Source organism: Streptomyces melanosporofaciens, assembly GCF_900105695.1.
GTDB lineage: Bacteria > Actinomycetota > Actinomycetes > Streptomycetales > Streptomycetaceae > Streptomyces > Streptomyces antimycoticus.
In genome coordinates, this window is sequence record NZ_FNST01000002.1 from 5,777,632 (window position 1) to 5,793,528 (window position 15,897).

Here is a 15,897-nt window from a genome sequence, read left to right on the forward strand (position 1 = left end):
GCAACGGACCCTAGCGGTCAACGGCCGCTGGAAAGCAACCAGATCGGGAGGACCGTCCACACGATGCCGATCGCGAGAACGAGCGCGATGCCCCCGATCCGTTTCGAGGAGAGGTCGAGCCGTGCGCTCTTCGGGGCGCCGGGGAGGTAGCGCACCGGGGCCCGGCCGCTCACGGGCAGGCCCCCGACTCCGGAGAGGTTGGACTCGAACTCATGCTGATTGCCCTGTGCGTCTTGGAAGTTGACCACCGCGAAGTAGACGGGCTTCTTGCCCACGCTGTGCGTGACGCGGTGGCGGACCACCAGGCCATCGGTGCGGATCCCCTCGCGTAGCAGGCGGCGTTGGAGCGCGGCCTCGCGGATACCGATCCCGATGATGACGGGACCTGTGAGTAGAAACAGCCACAGCAACCACACGGTCGCCTTCCCTCCGCGTCGTACGGCTCTTCATGGGTCTCCCGTTACGGGAATGGACGATGCGCCGAGTTGTCGCGGTTCCTGCCGCCTCACCGCAGAGGGCACGCTGTCAATCCAGGACGTGCCGCAGATAGCTCCGCGGATCGGCGAGATAGCGGCGCCAGTGGTCGACCAGGGCCAGCTCGCTCCAGGCCACCCGCCGCATCCCGTGCTCGCCGACCTCGACGATGTCCGCACCGGGCAGTGCGGTCAGCAGCGGCGAATGCGTCGCGCAGATGACCTGGGCGCCGTTCTTCACCAACTCGTTGAGGTGGCCGATGAGCTCCAGGCAGGAGGCGAAGGAGAGCGCCGCCTCCGGCTCGTCCATGACGTACAGCCCGGGCTGGAGGAACTTATCCCGGAACGCCGCGAGAAACCCCTCGCCGTGGCTGACCGCATGCGGGGCGAAACCCTCCCGGTCCAGCGCGTCCAACGCGGTCTCGGCCCGCAGGAAGAACCCCTTGCGCGCCGCCCAACTCCCCAGCATCCGCCGCCCGCGCGGCGCCGCGTCGAAGCGGATCCGCTCGCCGAGCGCCGACTTGGGGCGGTGGCTGGCGTATTGCCAGTCGTGCGAGCCGCCGTACGGGTCCAGCCCGAACCCCTCCGCGAGCGCCTCCACCAGCGTCGACTTGCCCGACCCGTTCTCCCCGACGAGAAACGTCACCGGCGCGGTGAAGTGCAGCCCGTCCGCCAGCAGCCCGCGTACACAGGGCACGGACCAGGGCCACCTCTCCTCCTCGCGTGAGTCGGCGTCGAGGTGTGCGTACGCACGTTCGATAATCATCGGCCGAGTCTCTCACAGGGCTGTCAGGCAGGGCCGGGCTCGAGCGCGTTTCCGGCGGCTCGCCCTAGGGAGAGGCCGCATGACGTTCGAGGGCGGCCGGCCCGGCCGGGCCGCGTGTCCCGCGCCGGCGTTGGCGCATCGCTGTGGCGGCCGTAAGGTCACCACGGTCGAGGTGGATCCCGCCGTGTCGCGTCACGCACGCCAACGGCCGGCCGCAGCGGGGTCGCGGCCGGAGGCCGTGGTCGGCGACGGGGCGAAGGGCTGTGCGGGCGGCGCGCCGTATGACCGGGTCCTGGCCACCGTCGGGCTTCGGGAGATCCCCGGGGCATGGATCGAGCAGACGCGGCCCGGGGGCCTGATCGTCGCCCCCTGGGGCACGCACTACACCCCTGCGGACGCCGTGGCCCGGCTGATGGTGCGTGAGGACGGGACGGCATCGGGGCGCTTCACCGGCCCCGTCGAGTTCATGAAGCTGCGCGGCCGGCGGCTGTCGCTGCCGCCGCACCATGCCTACGTCCCCGCGCGGGGGCGAGGGCGGCGCCGACACCTCGACCACCGGCATCCCCGAGGGGGAGTTCATCACCCCGCCGTACGCCGCCCTCCCCTTCGTGCTGGGGCTCCGGGTACCGCATTGCGGCGGGCCGGACCACACCCTCAGCGGGTGTGGCTGGACGATCCGGCCGATTCCTGGTTTCCGTAGAGCGGGGCGTGAGGAGGCGTGCTCCTGGCCGACTCATGGGCTGCCGTAAGTGGAATCGATCCGTCCTGGTAACCCGCCGTCCGCCGGGTCGCGCGGGCGCTGTGCCACGCTTGAAGCCGGTTCGCGCGCATGGTGCGGGCCGGTGACGTGAAGTGAGGCCGCGGCGTGCAGAAGCCCCGATGGAAGACGGTGGGGGGAGCCCTGCTGCGGGTGACGGCGGTGTGGGCGGTGTCCACGCTCACGATGCTGGCGCTCGCCGGGATCCTCCCCGACTTTCGCCTGAAGTCCGACGGCGGTGACAGCGCGACGCGGATCGCGATCACGGCGGCCATCGGCGCCGGAGCCTTCGGCGTGCTCAGCGCGCTGGTGTGGCCGCTGCTCGTACGGGCGTTGCTGTTGATGCCCGCGCTGGTGCTGGGGCTGCTGGTGTTCGTGCTCAACGGCTCGATGCTGCTGATCGCGATCAGCCTGATCCCGGACGGGCGCGGCACCGTCGAGCCGGAGACCGCCGTCGTGGTCGCGGCCGTGATGTCCGCCGCGTCGTCGGCGACGAGCACCTTCCTGACCGTGCGGGACGACGGGGCGTACCGGCGGCGGCTGGCCCGGCTGGCCGGGCGGCGCAGGCGGCGGCTCGGTGAGGACGGCGGGAGCGAAGCGCCCCCGGGGACGGTGTTTCTGCAGCTCGACGGGGTGGGGCACGCCGTGCTGCGGGAGGCGCTGCGTGAGCGCGACAACCGGCCCGCGGTGATGCCCACCGTCGCGCGCCTGATCCGCAGCACCCACAAGGTCACGCCCTGGCGCACCGACTGGTCCAGCCAGACCGGCGCCAGCCAACTCGGCATCCTGCACGGCTCCAACGAGGATGTGCCCGCCTTCCGCTGGTACGAGAAGAAGAGCGGGGAGGTGATGGTGAGCAACCGGCCGACCAGCGCGGCGGTGCTCCAGCGCCGCGCCGCCGCCCGGGCCGGACACGACGGACTCCTCACGGTGGACGGGGCGAGCCGGGGCAACCTCTTCACCGGCGGCGCCGATCAGCTGGCCCTGGTCCTCTCGGTCGCGGCGCGACGCGGTCCGCACAACCGCTCCCGCTCCGGATACTTCGCCTACTTCGCCGACCCTGCCAACGCGACGCGCACCGCCGTGTCGTTCCTGGCCGAGGTCGTCCGGGAGATCTGCCAGTCCACGCGCGCCAAGCTGCGCCGCGAGACGCCCCGGGTCAAGCGGGGCGGGCTGTATCCGTTCATCCGCGCGTTCGCCACGGTCGTGGAGCGGGACGTCGTGGTGACGGCGGTGATGGGGGACATCCTCTCGGGCCGTACCGCGATCTACGCCGATCTGGTGGCGTACGACGAGGTGGCCCACCATTCGGGGCCGCGCAGCCGGGACGCCCGGCAGGTGCTCGCCCGGCTCGACCGCTCCATCGCGCTGATCGCCAAGGTCGCCGACCGCGCCCCGCGCGACTACCGGATCGTGCTGCTGTCCGACCACGGGCAGAGCCCCGGCGAGACCTTCGCGGGGGCGTACGGGCTGACGCTGGAGGACCTGGTGCGGGTCGGCTGCGGTCTGCCCGTATCGCGGAAGGCCGGGCGGACCCCGAGCGGGGCCGAGGCGCGCGAGGCGGGGCGGGCGGCGCTGCACCGGCCGGAGAAGCCCGAGGTCGACGGGGACGGGCGGTGCGCCGGGGTCGGCGGGGTCGGCGACACGGCCGGTGTCGCGGGCGGCGCCGCCCCCGCGTCCGATCCGATCGTGCTCGCGTCCGGAAATCTGGGCCTGGTCTCCTTCCCCGATGTGCCGGGGCGGATGAGCCGCGAGCAGATCGACGCCCGCCACCCCGCGCTGCTGCGCACGCTCGCCGACCACCCCGGGGTGGGCTTCCTGCTCGTACGGTCCGAGGCACATGGCGCGGTGGTGCTGGGCGCCGAGGGCGCCGAGCACCGTCTGGACACCGGGGAGGTCTTCGGGGCGAGCCCGCTCACGGTGTTCGGGCCCGGCGCCGAGGCCGCCGTACGGCGCACCGCGCACTTCCGGAACACCCCCGACATCATGGTCAACTCCGCCTACGACCCGGCGCGCGGCACGGTGCACGCCTTCGAGGAGCAGATCGGCTCGCACGGCGGGCTCGGCGGGGAGCAGGGGCATCCCTTTCTGCTGTGGCCGGCCGAGCTGACCCCGCCGGTGGCGGCGGGGGAGGAACTGGTCGGGGCGGAGCGGGTGCACCGGGTGCTGCGGCGCTGGCTGGACGAGGCGGACGGGCCCCAGGTGCCGGAGAAGGAGACAGCGGCCACGGGGGAGACGTATGCGCCGACGGCGGCCGAGGCGCTGACGGGAGCGGGCCCGGCGGTGCAGGCCCCGGCCGCGCAGGGTCCGACGGAGGTGGAGGTACCGGTCGACACCGGGCTGCCGAGGGCGTCCGGCGCGCCGCGCACGGTGCAGGATTCCCGGTGGGACGGCGCCCCCGCCGCACCATTTACCGCGGTCAGCCCGGTTGTGCCGAACAAAACCCGGTGATTTGGGTGCACCCTACACGCTCGGTGACCATACTCATATGCACGACCAGCCCCACTCCCGCCGCTTCGGCCTGCCCACGGCGACCGCACTCGTCATGGGAAACATCATCGGCGGCGGCATCTTTCTGCTGCCCGCCTCCGTCGCCCCGTTCGGCACCCTCAGTCTCCTCTCCTTCGTCGTCCTGACGCTGGGCGCCATCGCGCTCGCGCTGGTCTTCGGGCGGCTCGCGGAGCGCGACCCCCGCACCGGCGGACCGTATGTGCACGCCCGCGCGGCCTTCGGCGACTTCGCCGGCTTCCTGTCGGCCTGGTCGTACTGGACGATGACCTGGGTGAGCAACGCGGCGCTCGCGGTGGCGGCGGTCGGCTATGTGCATGTGCTGGTCCCCGGCCATGACACGAAGGGCATGAACCTGGCCGTGGCGCTGCTGGCGCTCTGGCTCCCCGCGCTCGCCAACCTCGCGGGGACGCGCTGGGTGGGGGCGGTGCAGCTGGTCTCCACCGTGCTGAAGTTCATCCCGCTGCTCTTCGTCGCCATCGTCGGGCTGTTCTTCTTCGACCCGCACAACCTCGGCTCGTTCAACGCGAGCGGCGGCAGCGCGCTCGGCGGTGTGTCGGCGGCGGCCGCGATCCTGCTCTACAGCTACGTGGGCGTGGAGTCGGCCTCGATGAGCGCGGGCGAGGTCCGGGACCCGGAGCGCAATGTGGGGCGGGCGAGTGTGCTGGGCACGGTCGGTGCGGCCGTGGTCTATCTGCTCGGCACGGTGTCGGTCTTCGGCACCGTCGCCCACAAGGACCTGGTCGGCTCCACCGCCCCCTTCTCGGACGCGGTCGACGCGATGTTCGGCGGGGGCTGGGGCCCCACGCTGATCGCGCTGGCCGCCGTGGTGTCCATCGTCGGCGCGCTCAACGGCTGGACCCTGATGAGCGCGCAGGCCCCGTACGCGGCCGCGCGGGACGGGCTCTTTCCGGCCGCGTTCGCCACCCGGCGGCGCGGGGTGCCGACCTTCGGCGTCGTCGTCGGCGTGCTCCTGGCGTCCCTGCTCACCGTGGTCAACTACACCTCGGGTTCGAGCGGGCTCTTCGAGATCCTCGTGCTGATCACCACCTTCTCGGCGACGGTCCCGTATCTGCTGGCGGCGGGCGCGCAGCTGTACTTCCTGCTGTCCGGGCGCCGCGAGGAGGTGCGGACCGGGCGCTTCGTCCGGGACCTGGTGCTGGCGCTCGCGGGCTTCGGCTTCTCGTTCTGGCTGGTCGCCGGCGCCGGATACGCGGCGGTGTACCAGGGCGTGCTGTTCCTGTTCGCCGGTGTGCTGGTGTACGTGTGGATGGCGGCGCGGCGCACCAGCCGGGCGGAGGACGCGGAGGCCGTCGACGTCGCGGCGGCAGGTCCGGAGGTCGCGGCAGCCGGTCCGGCGGTCACGGCCGACGGCGTCGCCTGAGCGCACCCGCGATCGTCTCGCGGTCCGGGTCAGCGTTACGTGCGTATCGGGTGTAAGCAAGAGATATGCGCGTTTCGCCAGACCTCACCCGCATCGGTGGGGAAACGCGATCGAGTCGGGCGCTGTTCGGCGTCCCGCTCGTCATCATCCTGGCGGTCACGGTGGTCGACCTCCACGCGCCGCCCACCGTGCACCTCGGCCCCTTTCTGATCGCCGCCCCCGCGATCACCGCGTCCTTCGCGGGCGCGGGCGGAACCGCCGCCATCGGCGCCCTCGCCGTGGCGGCTCAGGTCGTGATCGGTGTGTTCCACGGCGGGCTGACGACCGCCAACCACCAGGCGCAGATCCTCGCCCTGATCGTGATCTCGGGGCTGGTGACGAGTTTCCGCTATGTCACCGACCGGCACCGACGCAAGCTGAGCCAGGTGCGTACGGTGGCCGTGGCGGCGCAGGAGGTGCTGTTGCGGCCGCTGCCCGAACAGGTCGGGAAGCTGAGGATCGCCTCTCTCTATCTCGCGGCCGACGAGGAGGCGCAGATCGGCGGTGATCTGTACGCGGCCGTCCGCACCGAGGGGGCGACCCGGCTGGTCATCGGGGACGTACGGGGAAAAGGGATGGCCGCGATCGGCGACGCCGCCGTGCTGATCGGGGCCTTCCGGGGGTCCGCGTACCGCAACCTCTCACTGCCGGGCATCGTCGACCACATCGACAGCGCCATGTGCTGGAACTGGCACCACACCGGCGGTGCCGAGCGGAATTTCCTGGAGTCCTTCGTGACCGCCGTGGTGCTGGACGTCTACGACGACGGCCCGGTGGCCGGGATGGTGAACTGCGGGCACCCTTCGCCACTGCTGCTGCACCGGGGCGAGGTCGCGATGCTGGACGTGCGCGACCCCGCGGTGCCGCTGGGCCTGGAGGTGCTGACGGAGCGGGACTACCCGGTCGAGATATTCCGTTTCGAGTACGGCGATGTGCTGGTGCTGCACACCGACGGGGTCGTCGAGGCCCGTGACGACAGCGGGGCCTTCTATCCGCTCCCGGAACGGCTCGCGGCCTGGAAGGGCGGCGGCCCACAGGCGCTGGTCGACTATCTCCACGCCGATCTGCTCCGGCATACCGGCGGGGTCGTCAACGACGACGCGGCCATCGTGGTGATCGCCCGCAGCGCCTGAGCCACCGCCCTCCTCGCCCTCGCTCTCGCCCTCCCCCTTACCCCGTCGCCTCGGTGACCTGGACCTGCCCGCCGGGAGCGGGTTCGGCCTCCGGCATCCGGCGGGACCAGCGGCCCGCGATGACGGCGCACACCATCAGTTGCAGCTGATGGAAGAGCATCAGCGGCAGGATCACCGGCCCGGCCGCGTCGCCGAACAGCACCGCGGCCATCGGCAGCCCGGTGGCCAGGGACTTGTTGGAGCCGCAGAAGACGATGGTGACGCGATCCTCCCGGCTGAACCCCAGCCGCCGCGCGGTGAACGACGTCGCGGTCAGGGCCAGCCCCAGTACCGCCGCGGCCAGCCCCAGCAGCGCGCACAGCCGGGCAAAGGTGATCTGGTTCCAGATGCCCTCCGTCATGCCACGGCTGAACGCCGTATAGACCACGAGCAGGATCGAGCCCCGGTCCAGGAGGGCGAGCGCCTTCTTGTGGCGGCCGATGAAGGTCGCGGTCCAGCGGCGCATCGCCTGCCCGGCGAGGAAGGGGAGCAGTAGCTGGGTGGCGATGGCCAGCAGCCCCTCGGCCGAAAAGCGCACGTCCGAGCCGATCAGCCACGCCGCGAGCAGCGGGGTGGCGATCATGCCGAGCAGGCTGGAGTACGTACCCGCGCAGATGGCGGCCGGGACATTGCCCCGGGCCGTGGAGGTCAGGGCGACCGAGGACTGGACGGTCGAGGGCACGACACACAGGAAGAGCAGCCCGGTGGAGAGCCGGTCGGTGAGGAGGAACGGGGCGAGGCCGCCCGCGGCCAGCCCCAGCAGCGGGAAGAGCGCGAAGGTGCTCGCGCCCACCACCAGGTGCAGTCTCCACTGCCGCAGGCCGTTCAGCGCCTCGCGGGTGGACAGCCGCGAACCGTAGAGGAAGAAGAGCAGCCCGATCGCGATGTCCGCGGCATCGCCGACGGCCGTGGCCGCCGCCCCGCTCGCGGGCAGCAGCGCCGCCAGCGCGACCGTCCCGAGGAGGGCGGCGACATAGGGGTCGACCACCCTCCCGAGCCGGCCCGGCCACGACAGCGGCCAGGACTTCCGCATCACGTCAATCACCGCTCCCGGCCTGCCACGGCGGGTGGCCGATCTGCGGCAGCACCGGATTGGCACCGGTGAGGCCGCCGGTCACGACGTCGATGGCGCCGCCGCCCCCGTCGTGGTCGCTGCCCGCCGTGCCACGGCTCAGCAGCAGGGTGTTGAGGGTGCGGTCGACCTCCAGCCAGGAGTCCGCACCGGAGTTGTCGATGACCACGAGGCCGTTGTGCGGCCCGGTGACCACCGTGGGGGTGTCGTCCGGCTCGCAGTCGTCCCGCGGGGTGCTGCCCGCGGGCACGGGCGTCGCCTTGGCGGAGACCGCGGCGCCCGCGCACAGGACGCCCGCGGTGGCCGCGAGGATGAGCCCGGCCGTGGACGGACGGGACGAGCCGGTGTCTCTTCCGGGCTTACGGCGCCGGCCGGGGCCGGGCCCGAGGAATGTCGAGGGCATACCGCGCGGCCCCGGCTCAGACCCTGGCGGGCTGACGGCGGCCGTGGTGCCTGCTGATGTTCCTCTCCAGCAGTTCCGTGGCGCCCTTGACCCCGATGGCCGCGGCCTCCCGGGTGTCCGGCAGCCGACCGTCCGCCGTCTTGAGGTCGCTCAGCGCCCCGTCGATCGCCCCATGGGCGGCGAACAGACAAGGGGTGCTGTAAATGGCGACATTCACCCCCAGTTCGGACAGCTCGGACAGCGAGAGCCGCGGCGACTTCCCGCCCGCGATCTGGTTGAACAGCAGGGGCTTGTCGCCGATGACCTTGCGGACCTTGCGGATCCACTCCACGCTGCGCACCCCGTCGACGAGGACGACATCCGCGTCGGTCTCCGCGAGCGCGGCCGCCCGGCGCAGGATCTCGGGCTCCTCGGTGGCGTCCGTGCGCGCCACCACCACCATGTCCTTCCTGCTGCTCAGCACCAGTTGGAGCTTGTCGAGGTACTCCTCGAGCGGCAGGGTCAGCTTGCCGTCCGCGTGGCCGCAGCGGCGCGGGCGCCGCTGGTCCTCCAGGATCACCCCGGAGGCCCCGGTGCGCTCCAGCCGCTGCACCACATGACAGGCGACCTCGGGATCCACATAGCCGTCGTCGATGTCCACGAGCAGATGGTGCTCGGGGAAGGCGAGACGCAGCCGCTCCACGAACGCGAGCATGTCGGGCCAGGCGATGAAGCCGATGTCGGGCAGCCCGTAATGCGATGCGGCGAACCCGAATCCGGATACGAAGAAGCCGTTGTAGTGCTGTGCGGCGATGGACGCCGAGTACATGTCGTAGATGCCGATGAGAGGTGTGGTGTCGGATGAACTGATGGCCTTTCGGAGGGCATTGCCGTAGAGCATGATGTCCCCTTGAGTTCGGTGCCTTTTGGCGTTGGGTGATGGTTATGTGCCCGCGCGGTTTGGTTTACGGAAGGCCAAAAACCAGTAAAGCAACCCGCCGGGTTCCCTGAAGATGCCCGGCCCGGCTCGGGTTGGGGTCGAACACCCCTTGAGCGCTCTGGCCCGCGTTCCCGGGTGGTCTGCGACACGCCTGGCATGCCCCGGCCTTCGCGGGGTATGCGCAACAAGCCTGTCCGCTGAAAAGAGTTGCTCGTGCCTGTCCCAACCGATGTCGAAGCCTCCGCGTCCGCGCCCTCCCGGCACCACCTGCTCTGGCGCGCTGTCCAGCGACGCAAGAACCCTCGCCTGCGCCGGAGCGACATCACGGTCACCGAAGAGAAGACCGTCCGGAAAGCGGTGAAGGCCGCCGCGCTGGGAAACGCCATGGAATGGTTCGACTTCGGGATCTACAGCTATCTCGCGGTCACCATCGGCAAAGTGTTCTTCCCGTCCGGTAATGGCACGGCCCAGGTGCTCTCCTCCCTCGCGACATTCGCGGTGGCCTTTTTGGTCCGCCCGGTGGGAGGCATGTTCTTCGGGCCACTGGGCGACCGAATCGGCCGTAAGAAGGTCCTGTCCTTCACCATGATCATGATGGCGTCCAGCACGCTCGCCATCGGACTGATCCCCGGCTATGCCGCCATCGGCTTCTGGTCGCCGGCACTGCTCATCCTCTTCCGTATGCTCCAGGGATTCTCCACCGGCGGGGAATACGGCGGCGCCTCGACCTTCATCGCCGAATACGCGCCCGACAAGCGCCGTGGGTACTACGGCAGCTTTCTGGAGTTCGGCACGCTGATCGGCTACACCGCGGCGGCCGGACTGGTCACCATCCTGACCGTGACCCTCGCCGACTCCTCGATGAATTCCTGGGGCTGGCGCATTCCGTTCCTGGCCGCCGCGCCGATCGGTCTGGTCGGTCTGTATCTGCGGCTGAAGCTGGATGACACCCCCGCCTTCCAGAAGCTGGAGGACGAGGGCGCCACCAACGCGGGAGAGCGCGAGAGCCTGCCGTTCTGGCAGGTGTTCCGTACTCAGTGGCGCGCGATGGCGCTGTGCATCGCGCTGGTCGCCGCGTACAACATCACCGACTACATGCTGCTGTCCTACATGCCGACCTATCTGTCGGACACCCTCCACTACAGCAGCACCAGCGCCCTGGTCTCGATCATCATCGTGATGCTCGTGCTCATGGCGGCCATCACCTTCGTCGGCCGGTACTCCGACCGCATCGGCCGCAAGCCCGTGCTGATGGCCGGGTCCGTGGGCTTCCTGGTGCTCGCCGTGCCGTGCTTCCTGCTCATCAAGCAGGGCGGGGTGGTCCCGGTCTTCGCCGGGCTGCTGCTCCTGGGGCTGTGTCTGCTGCCGTATGTGAGCGTGATGTCCGCCTCGCTGCCCGCGCTCTTCCCGACGAACGTGCGCTACGGCTCGCTCTCCATCGCCTTCAACATCTCCGTCTCGCTCTTCGGCGGCACCACGCCGCTGGTGACCGAGGGTCTGATCAGCAGCACCGGGGACGATCTGATGCCCGCCTACTACACGATGCTCGCCGCCGTCGTCGGCATCATCGCCGCCGCCGTGATGAAGGAGACGGCGCGGAAGCCGCTGGAGGGCTCGCCGCCCGCCGTGGCGACCAAGGAGGAGGCCATCGCGCTCGTGGAGTCCCAGCGCTCCTGAGTTCCCCTTCCCCGGGCGGTGTGCGCCAAGGCTTCCGCACCTCCATTACCTCGGCGGTAATCGACCCCCGCGCGCGACGGCGGCAGGGTTGAGCCATCGGGTTCCGGGCCGGCGCCCTCCGGTCCGGGACCCGGTGCCACCAGGGGATTTCATGGAGGAGTAACCACATGACGCAGTACGAAACCGCCGTCGCCCGCTACTTCGAGGCGTGGAACGCCACCGGCCCCGAGGCCCGCGCCAAGGCCGTCGCCGCCGCCTGGACCGAGGACGGCGACTACACCGACCCGCTGGCCGAGGCGCGGGGTCATGAGCGGCTGGCCGCCGTCATCGCCGGGGCCCAGGAGCAGTTCCCCGGCCATGAGTTCCGGCTCACCGGCGCCGTGGACGGCCACCACCACATGGCCCGCTTCAGCTGGGAGCTGGTCTCCACGACCGACGGCTCCGCCCCGGTCGCCGCGACCGATGTGATCACCCTGGCCGAGGACGGCCGGATCCGCTCCGTCCTCGGCTTCCTGGACCGGGTTCCTACGACCGGCTGAACCGCCCCAGGGCGGCGGCGGTCTCCGGGTCGGCCGGGAGGAACGTCTCGATGGCCAGCTCGGAGACCGTGACATCCATCGGGGTGTTGAAGGTCGCGATCGTCGAGATGAACGACAGCACCCGTCCGCCGTGCTCGATCATCATCGGCAGGGCGAAGGGCGGGGTGTCACCGGCGGTCGCCGTCTCCCGGCCGCCGGTCTCGGGCAGCGGATAAGCGGCCACCTCGTCGTAGAGCGCGCGCAGCGGCGAGGAGCGCATCAGCGCGAGCTGCCGGTCCATCTGGTCCAGCAGATGGCCACGCCATTCGCGGAGGTTGCGGATGCGCGGGGCGAGACCCTCGGGGTGCAGCGTGAGCCGCATCGCGTTCAGCGGCGGCTTCAGCAGATGCTCCGCCACCCCCTCCAGAAGCGCCGCGATGCCCCGGTTGGCCGCCAGCACCCCGTAGGTGCCGTCCACCACGAGCGCCGGATACGGCTCGTAGCCCGTCAGCAGCCGCTCCAGCGACGCGCGCAGGGCGCTCATCGAGGGGTCGTCCACCGACCGCTCCGGATAGTGCGGGGCGTAACCGGCGGCGATCAGCAGGGCGTTGCGCTCGCGGACGGGGACGTCGAGATGGTCGGCGAGCCGGAGCACCATCTCCTGGCTGGGCCGCGACCGGCCGGTCTCGATGAAGCTGATGTGGCGGGCGGAGGAGTCGGCGCGCAGCGCGAGCTCCAGCTGGCTCAACCGGCGGCGGTCCCGCCACTCGCGCAGCAGTGTGCCCACCCGGGGCGGCGCGGCAGTCGTCATGAGCTGAAGGTAGCCGACGCCGGGTGCTCGCATGGCAGGGTGGAAGGGCCACCGGTCACCCGCGACGAAGGGATGTGTCATGGCAGTCCAGCCGCTCACCGACCAGGAGATCCAGCAGCGTCTGGGGCAGCTCCCCGGCTGGTCGTTCGCGGACGACCGGCTCTCACGGACGTATGTCTTCAAGGGGCATCCACAGGCGGCCGGGATGGTGGCGGAGATCGCCACGATCCAGGTGGAGCTCGACCACCACTCCGAGCTGACCCTCGGCTACAACAAGGTCGGCGTCTCGGTGAACACCCACAGCGCCGGGGGCAAGGTGACCGCGCTCGACGTCGAGCTCGCCGGACGGATCGAGGAGATCGCCCCGCGGCACGGCGCCCGCGCCGACTGACGGCCGGGCGCGCGTCGCCGACTGACCGGCCCGACAGGATCCGACGTCACCCCCGGGCGTCCCGGAAGCGGGCCAGCCCCTCCTGGAGGTCCACGATCGGGCCGGGGTAGTCCAGCCGGTCCCGCTCGGCCTTCGGCAGCCGCCAGGGCGTATGGACGCCGGAGCCGGCCACCTCGGCCAGCTCCGGCACCCAGCGCCGCACATACGCGCCGTCCGGGTCGAACCGCCGGGCCTGCGCCAGCGGATTGAGGACCCGGTTGGGACGGGTGTCGGTGCCGGTGCCCGCGGTCCACTGCCAGTTGAGCTGGTTGTTGGCCAGATCCCCGTCCACCAGCAGATCCAGGAAGTGCCGGGCGCCGATCCGCCAGTCCTGGTAGAGCGTCTTGGTGAGGAAGCTGGCCACCAGCAGCCGCGCCCGGTTGTGCATCCAGCCCTCGTGGCGCAGCTGCCGCATCCCGGCGTCGACCAGCGGATAGCCGGTGCGCCCCGCCTTCCAGGCCGCGATCTCCGCCTCGTCGTGGCGCCACCGGTCGCCCCGCGGGCGGTAGTCGGCGTGCGCGGCGTCCGGCCGGGCGGCCAGCACCTGGTAATGGAAGTCCCGCCAGGCCAGCTGCCGTACGAAGGCGTCGGCGCCCGCGCCGCCCGCCTCCCGCGCCCGGTGCACCAGCTCCACCGGGGACAGACAGCCGAAGTGCAGATACGGGGAGAGCCGGGAGGTGGCGTCGGCCGCCAGATCGTCCTGCCGGTCGGCGTAACTCCCGAGCCCCGACCGCCACCAGGAGCGGACACGGCGGCGGCCCGCCGTCTCCCCGCCCTCGGGCAGCCCGGGGGAGGGGCTGCCCGGGGCGAGCGAGGTGATCGCCGCCACCGGCTCCGAGCGCAGCCCGGACGGCACGCTCACGGTGCGCGGCGCGGTGAGCGCCTTGCGCAGCCCGGCCCGCTGCCAGGCGCGGAAGTACGGGGTGAAGACCGCGAAGTGGTCCTTGCCCGCCGGGGTCACCTCGCCCGGCTCCACCGCCGTCACCACCGCGCCGTGCACCCGCAGCCGCCGTCCGTCCGCTTCCAGCGCCTCGCGCAGCCGCTGTTCGCGGCGGATGGCGTAGCCGCTCACCCCGCCCGCGATATGCACCTCGTCCGCCTCCGCCTGCCGGGCCGCCCGCAGGACCTCCGCCACCGCGTCGCCCCGGCGGACCACCAGCCGCCCGCCGCGCTCGCGCAGCCCCGCGTCGAGATCGGCCAGGGCGTCCGCGAGGAACGCCACCCGGTTGGGGACGGCGAACCCCGTCCCGGCCAGGCCGCGGTCCACGACGAACAGCGGAACGACGCGCTCGGCGGAGCGCGCCGCGCCACGCAGCACGGGGTTGTCGGACAGCCGCAGATCGGAGGTGAAGACGGAGAGGGACGTGCTCATCCCTCTCCCTTACCCCACGTGGCACCGCAGATCGGTGAATTACGCCCGATGTCGCCCGGTCACGCCGAGGGGAATGTCAGCAGGACCAGCGGATCGGTCGTCGGGGCCTTCGACCCTCCGGCGGGCTCGACCGTCACCCCCATGGCCGACGCCTTCCCGACCGCACCGCTCAGGACCGCCGCCGCGCTCGCGCCCGAGGAGTCCATCAGACCGGCCGGGCGCATGGTGCCGCCGTCGCTGAACCACAGCTGGTAGATCCGCCCGGCGGGCGGCTCGGGCAGCCCCGAGGCGAGGAACACCGCCCGGTTCAGCCCGCGCGAGACCACCACCGTGCCGGTCGAGCCGTCCGTCATCCGGCCGCTGCGGCTGCGCGCGTCGGGCGCGGCCAGCACCTGGGTCACCTCCTCCGCCCGAGCCACCCGCTGCTCGGAGCGGCGGGCCGTGTCGCGGGCGTCGGACGCCTGCCGGTACTGCCACACCGCGGCCCCGCCGAACGCGACGGCCGCGGCGACACAGGCCGCCAGCGCGACGTTCAGCGCCCGCCGCCCGGTGCGCCGCCGGGGGCCGGCGTGGGACTCCCGGGCCTCCCGCGCCGCCACCCGGGGCGGCTCCTGGCGGACCGTGGCGATCCGCCGCAGCACATCGTCCTTCATGGTCGGGGGTGGGGTCAGGGCCGTGGCCACCGCCAGCTTCCCGGCGGTCTCCCGCAGCTCCCGTACCTCCTGACGGCAGGCGTCGCAGACCGCCAGATGCCGCTCGAACTCGGTCAACTCCCGCCCCGACAGGGCGTGCACCGCGTAGGCCCCGGTCAAGGTGTGCAGATCCGCCCTGGTCATGCGCCGACCCCCATGCAGTCCCGGAGCCGGATGAGCCCGTCCCTAAGTCTGGTCTTCACGGTCCCGAGCGGCAGCGACAGCAGCTCCGCCACCTCACGGTAGGAGCGGCCCCGGTAGTAGGCGAGCGTCACCGACTGCCGCTGCAGCTCGGTCAGCGTCCGCATGCACCGGCGCACCTGCTCGCGCTCCAGCCTGGCCTCCACCTGCTCGGTCACCTCGTCGAACGCCGGGGTACGGGAGAGCAGCGCGGCGCGCTCCTCACGGTCGGAGGCGGCCTGCGCCGAGCGGACCCGGTCCACGGCGCGCCGGTGCGCCACCGTCATGATCCAGGCCATGGCGCTGCCCCGGCCCGGTTCGAACCGCGCCGCGGACCGCCACACCTCGACCAGGACCTCCTGGGTGACCTCCTCGGCCTGCGCCGGGTTGCGCAGCAGACTGCGCGTCAGCCCCAGGACCGGCCCGCTGACGGCGTCGTAGAGGGCTCCGAACGCGTTCTGGTCCCCCCGGGCCACCATCTGGAGCAACTCTTCGAGGTCCGGTCCGCGCGCGGCCGGTCCGCCGATGTACACGGGTTCTCTCACAGGCCGTCCTTCCGGGAACGATGCGGCGCACACGGAGGTGTCGTACCTCATTCGTCGCCCGGAGGGGTGCGGATTGGTCAAGGTGCTCCGAACACGCGCGAGGGCGGGCGTGGGGGCAAGCCCGAGAACAGGCCGTGGGCGCACGCGCGAGGCCGCCGCCGGTCCGCTCGACCGCGACG

The 15,897-nt window shown here is 71.8% G+C and carries 16 protein-coding genes; 7 read left to right on the forward strand and 9 right to left on the reverse strand.

The genetic code is table 11. The features are described 5' to 3' along the window. Window positions 1–17: 17 nt before the first annotated feature. Both BLV72_RS27825 and BLV72_RS27830 read right to left on the reverse strand, forming a co-directional pair. Complete coding sequence (locus BLV72_RS27825; protein WP_093465635.1) at window positions 18–416, reverse strand: DUF3592 domain-containing protein; 399 nt, start codon at window positions 414–416, stop codon at window positions 18–20. 109 nt (window positions 417–525) lie between these two features. Next, on the reverse strand, window positions 526–1,239 hold the full coding sequence (locus BLV72_RS27830) for an AAA family ATPase (RefSeq protein WP_093465636.1): 714 nt from the start codon (window positions 1,237–1,239) through the stop codon (window positions 526–528). Between the two features lie 79 nt (window positions 1,240–1,318). Between BLV72_RS27830 and BLV72_RS27835 the strand changes: the two genes are divergently transcribed. The 4 genes from BLV72_RS27835 to BLV72_RS27850 all read left to right on the forward strand — a co-directional run bounded on the left by BLV72_RS27835 (window position 1,319) and on the right by BLV72_RS27850 (window position 7,060). Then, the gene (locus BLV72_RS27835) at window positions 1,319–1,939 is read left to right on the forward strand and encodes a methyltransferase domain-containing protein (RefSeq protein ID WP_167746409.1); all 621 of its coding nucleotides are present in this window, start codon (window positions 1,319–1,321) and stop codon (window positions 1,937–1,939) included. Between the two features lie 165 nt (window positions 1,940–2,104). Further along, the gene (locus BLV72_RS27840) at window positions 2,105–4,447 is read left to right on the forward strand and encodes a phage holin family protein (RefSeq protein WP_093465637.1); all 2,343 of its coding nucleotides are present in this window, start codon (window positions 2,105–2,107) and stop codon (window positions 4,445–4,447) included. Between the two features lie 37 nt (window positions 4,448–4,484). Continuing rightward, window positions 4,485–5,888, forward strand: coding sequence for an amino acid permease (locus BLV72_RS27845; RefSeq protein WP_093465638.1), 1,404 nt, complete (start codon window positions 4,485–4,487; stop codon window positions 5,886–5,888). 65 nt (window positions 5,889–5,953) lie between these two features. Next, window positions 5,954–7,060 (forward strand): PP2C family protein-serine/threonine phosphatase, encoded by a 1,107-nt coding sequence (locus BLV72_RS27850; protein ID WP_093465640.1) that lies wholly within the window; start codon window positions 5,954–5,956, stop codon window positions 7,058–7,060. A 37-nt stretch (window positions 7,061–7,097) separates the two neighbouring features. Here the strand turns inward: BLV72_RS27850 and BLV72_RS27855 are convergent, their stop codons facing one another. Genes BLV72_RS27855 through BLV72_RS27865 form a run of 3 tightly spaced genes read right to left on the reverse strand, consistent with a single transcriptional unit; the run spans window position 7,098 to window position 9,454 of the window. Then, complete coding sequence (locus BLV72_RS27855; RefSeq protein WP_244321444.1) at window positions 7,098–8,132, reverse strand: bile acid:sodium symporter family protein; 1,035 nt, start codon at window positions 8,130–8,132, stop codon at window positions 7,098–7,100. A 4-nt stretch (window positions 8,133–8,136) separates the two neighbouring features. After that, a complete protein-coding gene (locus BLV72_RS27860; protein ID WP_208905751.1) occupies window positions 8,137–8,574 on the reverse strand; it encodes a hypothetical protein in 438 nt (145 codons plus the stop codon). Between the two features lie 16 nt (window positions 8,575–8,590). Further along, on the reverse strand, window positions 8,591–9,454 hold the full coding sequence (locus BLV72_RS27865; protein WP_093465643.1) for an isocitrate lyase/PEP mutase family protein: 864 nt from the start codon (window positions 9,452–9,454) through the stop codon (window positions 8,591–8,593). A gap of 252 nt (window positions 9,455–9,706) precedes the next feature. On the opposite strand from BLV72_RS27865, the gene proP reads away from it, so the two are divergent. Beyond that, complete coding sequence (gene proP / locus BLV72_RS27870; RefSeq protein WP_093465645.1) at window positions 9,707–11,170, forward strand: glycine betaine/L-proline transporter ProP; 1,464 nt, start codon at window positions 9,707–9,709, stop codon at window positions 11,168–11,170. A gap of 167 nt (window positions 11,171–11,337) precedes the next feature. Next, a complete protein-coding gene (locus BLV72_RS27875; RefSeq protein WP_093465646.1) occupies window positions 11,338–11,709 on the forward strand; it encodes a nuclear transport factor 2 family protein in 372 nt (123 codons plus the stop codon). Here the strand turns inward: BLV72_RS27875 and BLV72_RS27880 are convergent. Beyond that, complete coding sequence (locus BLV72_RS27880) at window positions 11,696–12,499, reverse strand: helix-turn-helix domain-containing protein (protein WP_093470583.1); 804 nt, start codon at window positions 12,497–12,499, stop codon at window positions 11,696–11,698. The two genes, BLV72_RS27875 and BLV72_RS27880, sit on opposite strands and share 14 nt — an antisense overlap. Before the next feature lie 79 nt (window positions 12,500–12,578). Between BLV72_RS27880 and BLV72_RS27885 the strand changes: the two genes are divergently transcribed. After that, window positions 12,579–12,890, forward strand: coding sequence for a 4a-hydroxytetrahydrobiopterin dehydratase (locus BLV72_RS27885; RefSeq protein WP_093465648.1), 312 nt, complete (start codon window positions 12,579–12,581; stop codon window positions 12,888–12,890). A 46-nt stretch (window positions 12,891–12,936) separates the two neighbouring features. Here BLV72_RS27885 and BLV72_RS27890 read toward each other — a convergent pair whose 3' ends face one another. From BLV72_RS27890 to BLV72_RS27900, 3 genes are read right to left on the reverse strand one after another with little or no spacing between them, the layout of a single operon-like run. Beyond that, complete coding sequence (locus BLV72_RS27890) at window positions 12,937–14,301, reverse strand: cryptochrome/photolyase family protein (RefSeq protein WP_093465649.1); 1,365 nt, start codon at window positions 14,299–14,301, stop codon at window positions 12,937–12,939. Window positions 14,302–14,360: 59 nt separating this feature from the next. Next, window positions 14,361–15,137, reverse strand: coding sequence for an anti-sigma factor (locus BLV72_RS27895; RefSeq protein ID WP_093465651.1), 777 nt, complete (start codon window positions 15,135–15,137; stop codon window positions 14,361–14,363). Further along, window positions 15,134–15,718 carry a sigma-70 family RNA polymerase sigma factor gene (locus BLV72_RS27900; protein ID WP_059141979.1) on the reverse strand — a complete coding sequence of 195 codons (585 nt, stop codon included), beginning with the start codon at window positions 15,716–15,718 and terminating at the stop codon, window positions 15,134–15,136. Before BLV72_RS27900 ends, BLV72_RS27895 begins: the two co-directional genes overlap by 4 nt. Between the last annotated feature and the right edge of the window lie 179 nt (window positions 15,719–15,897).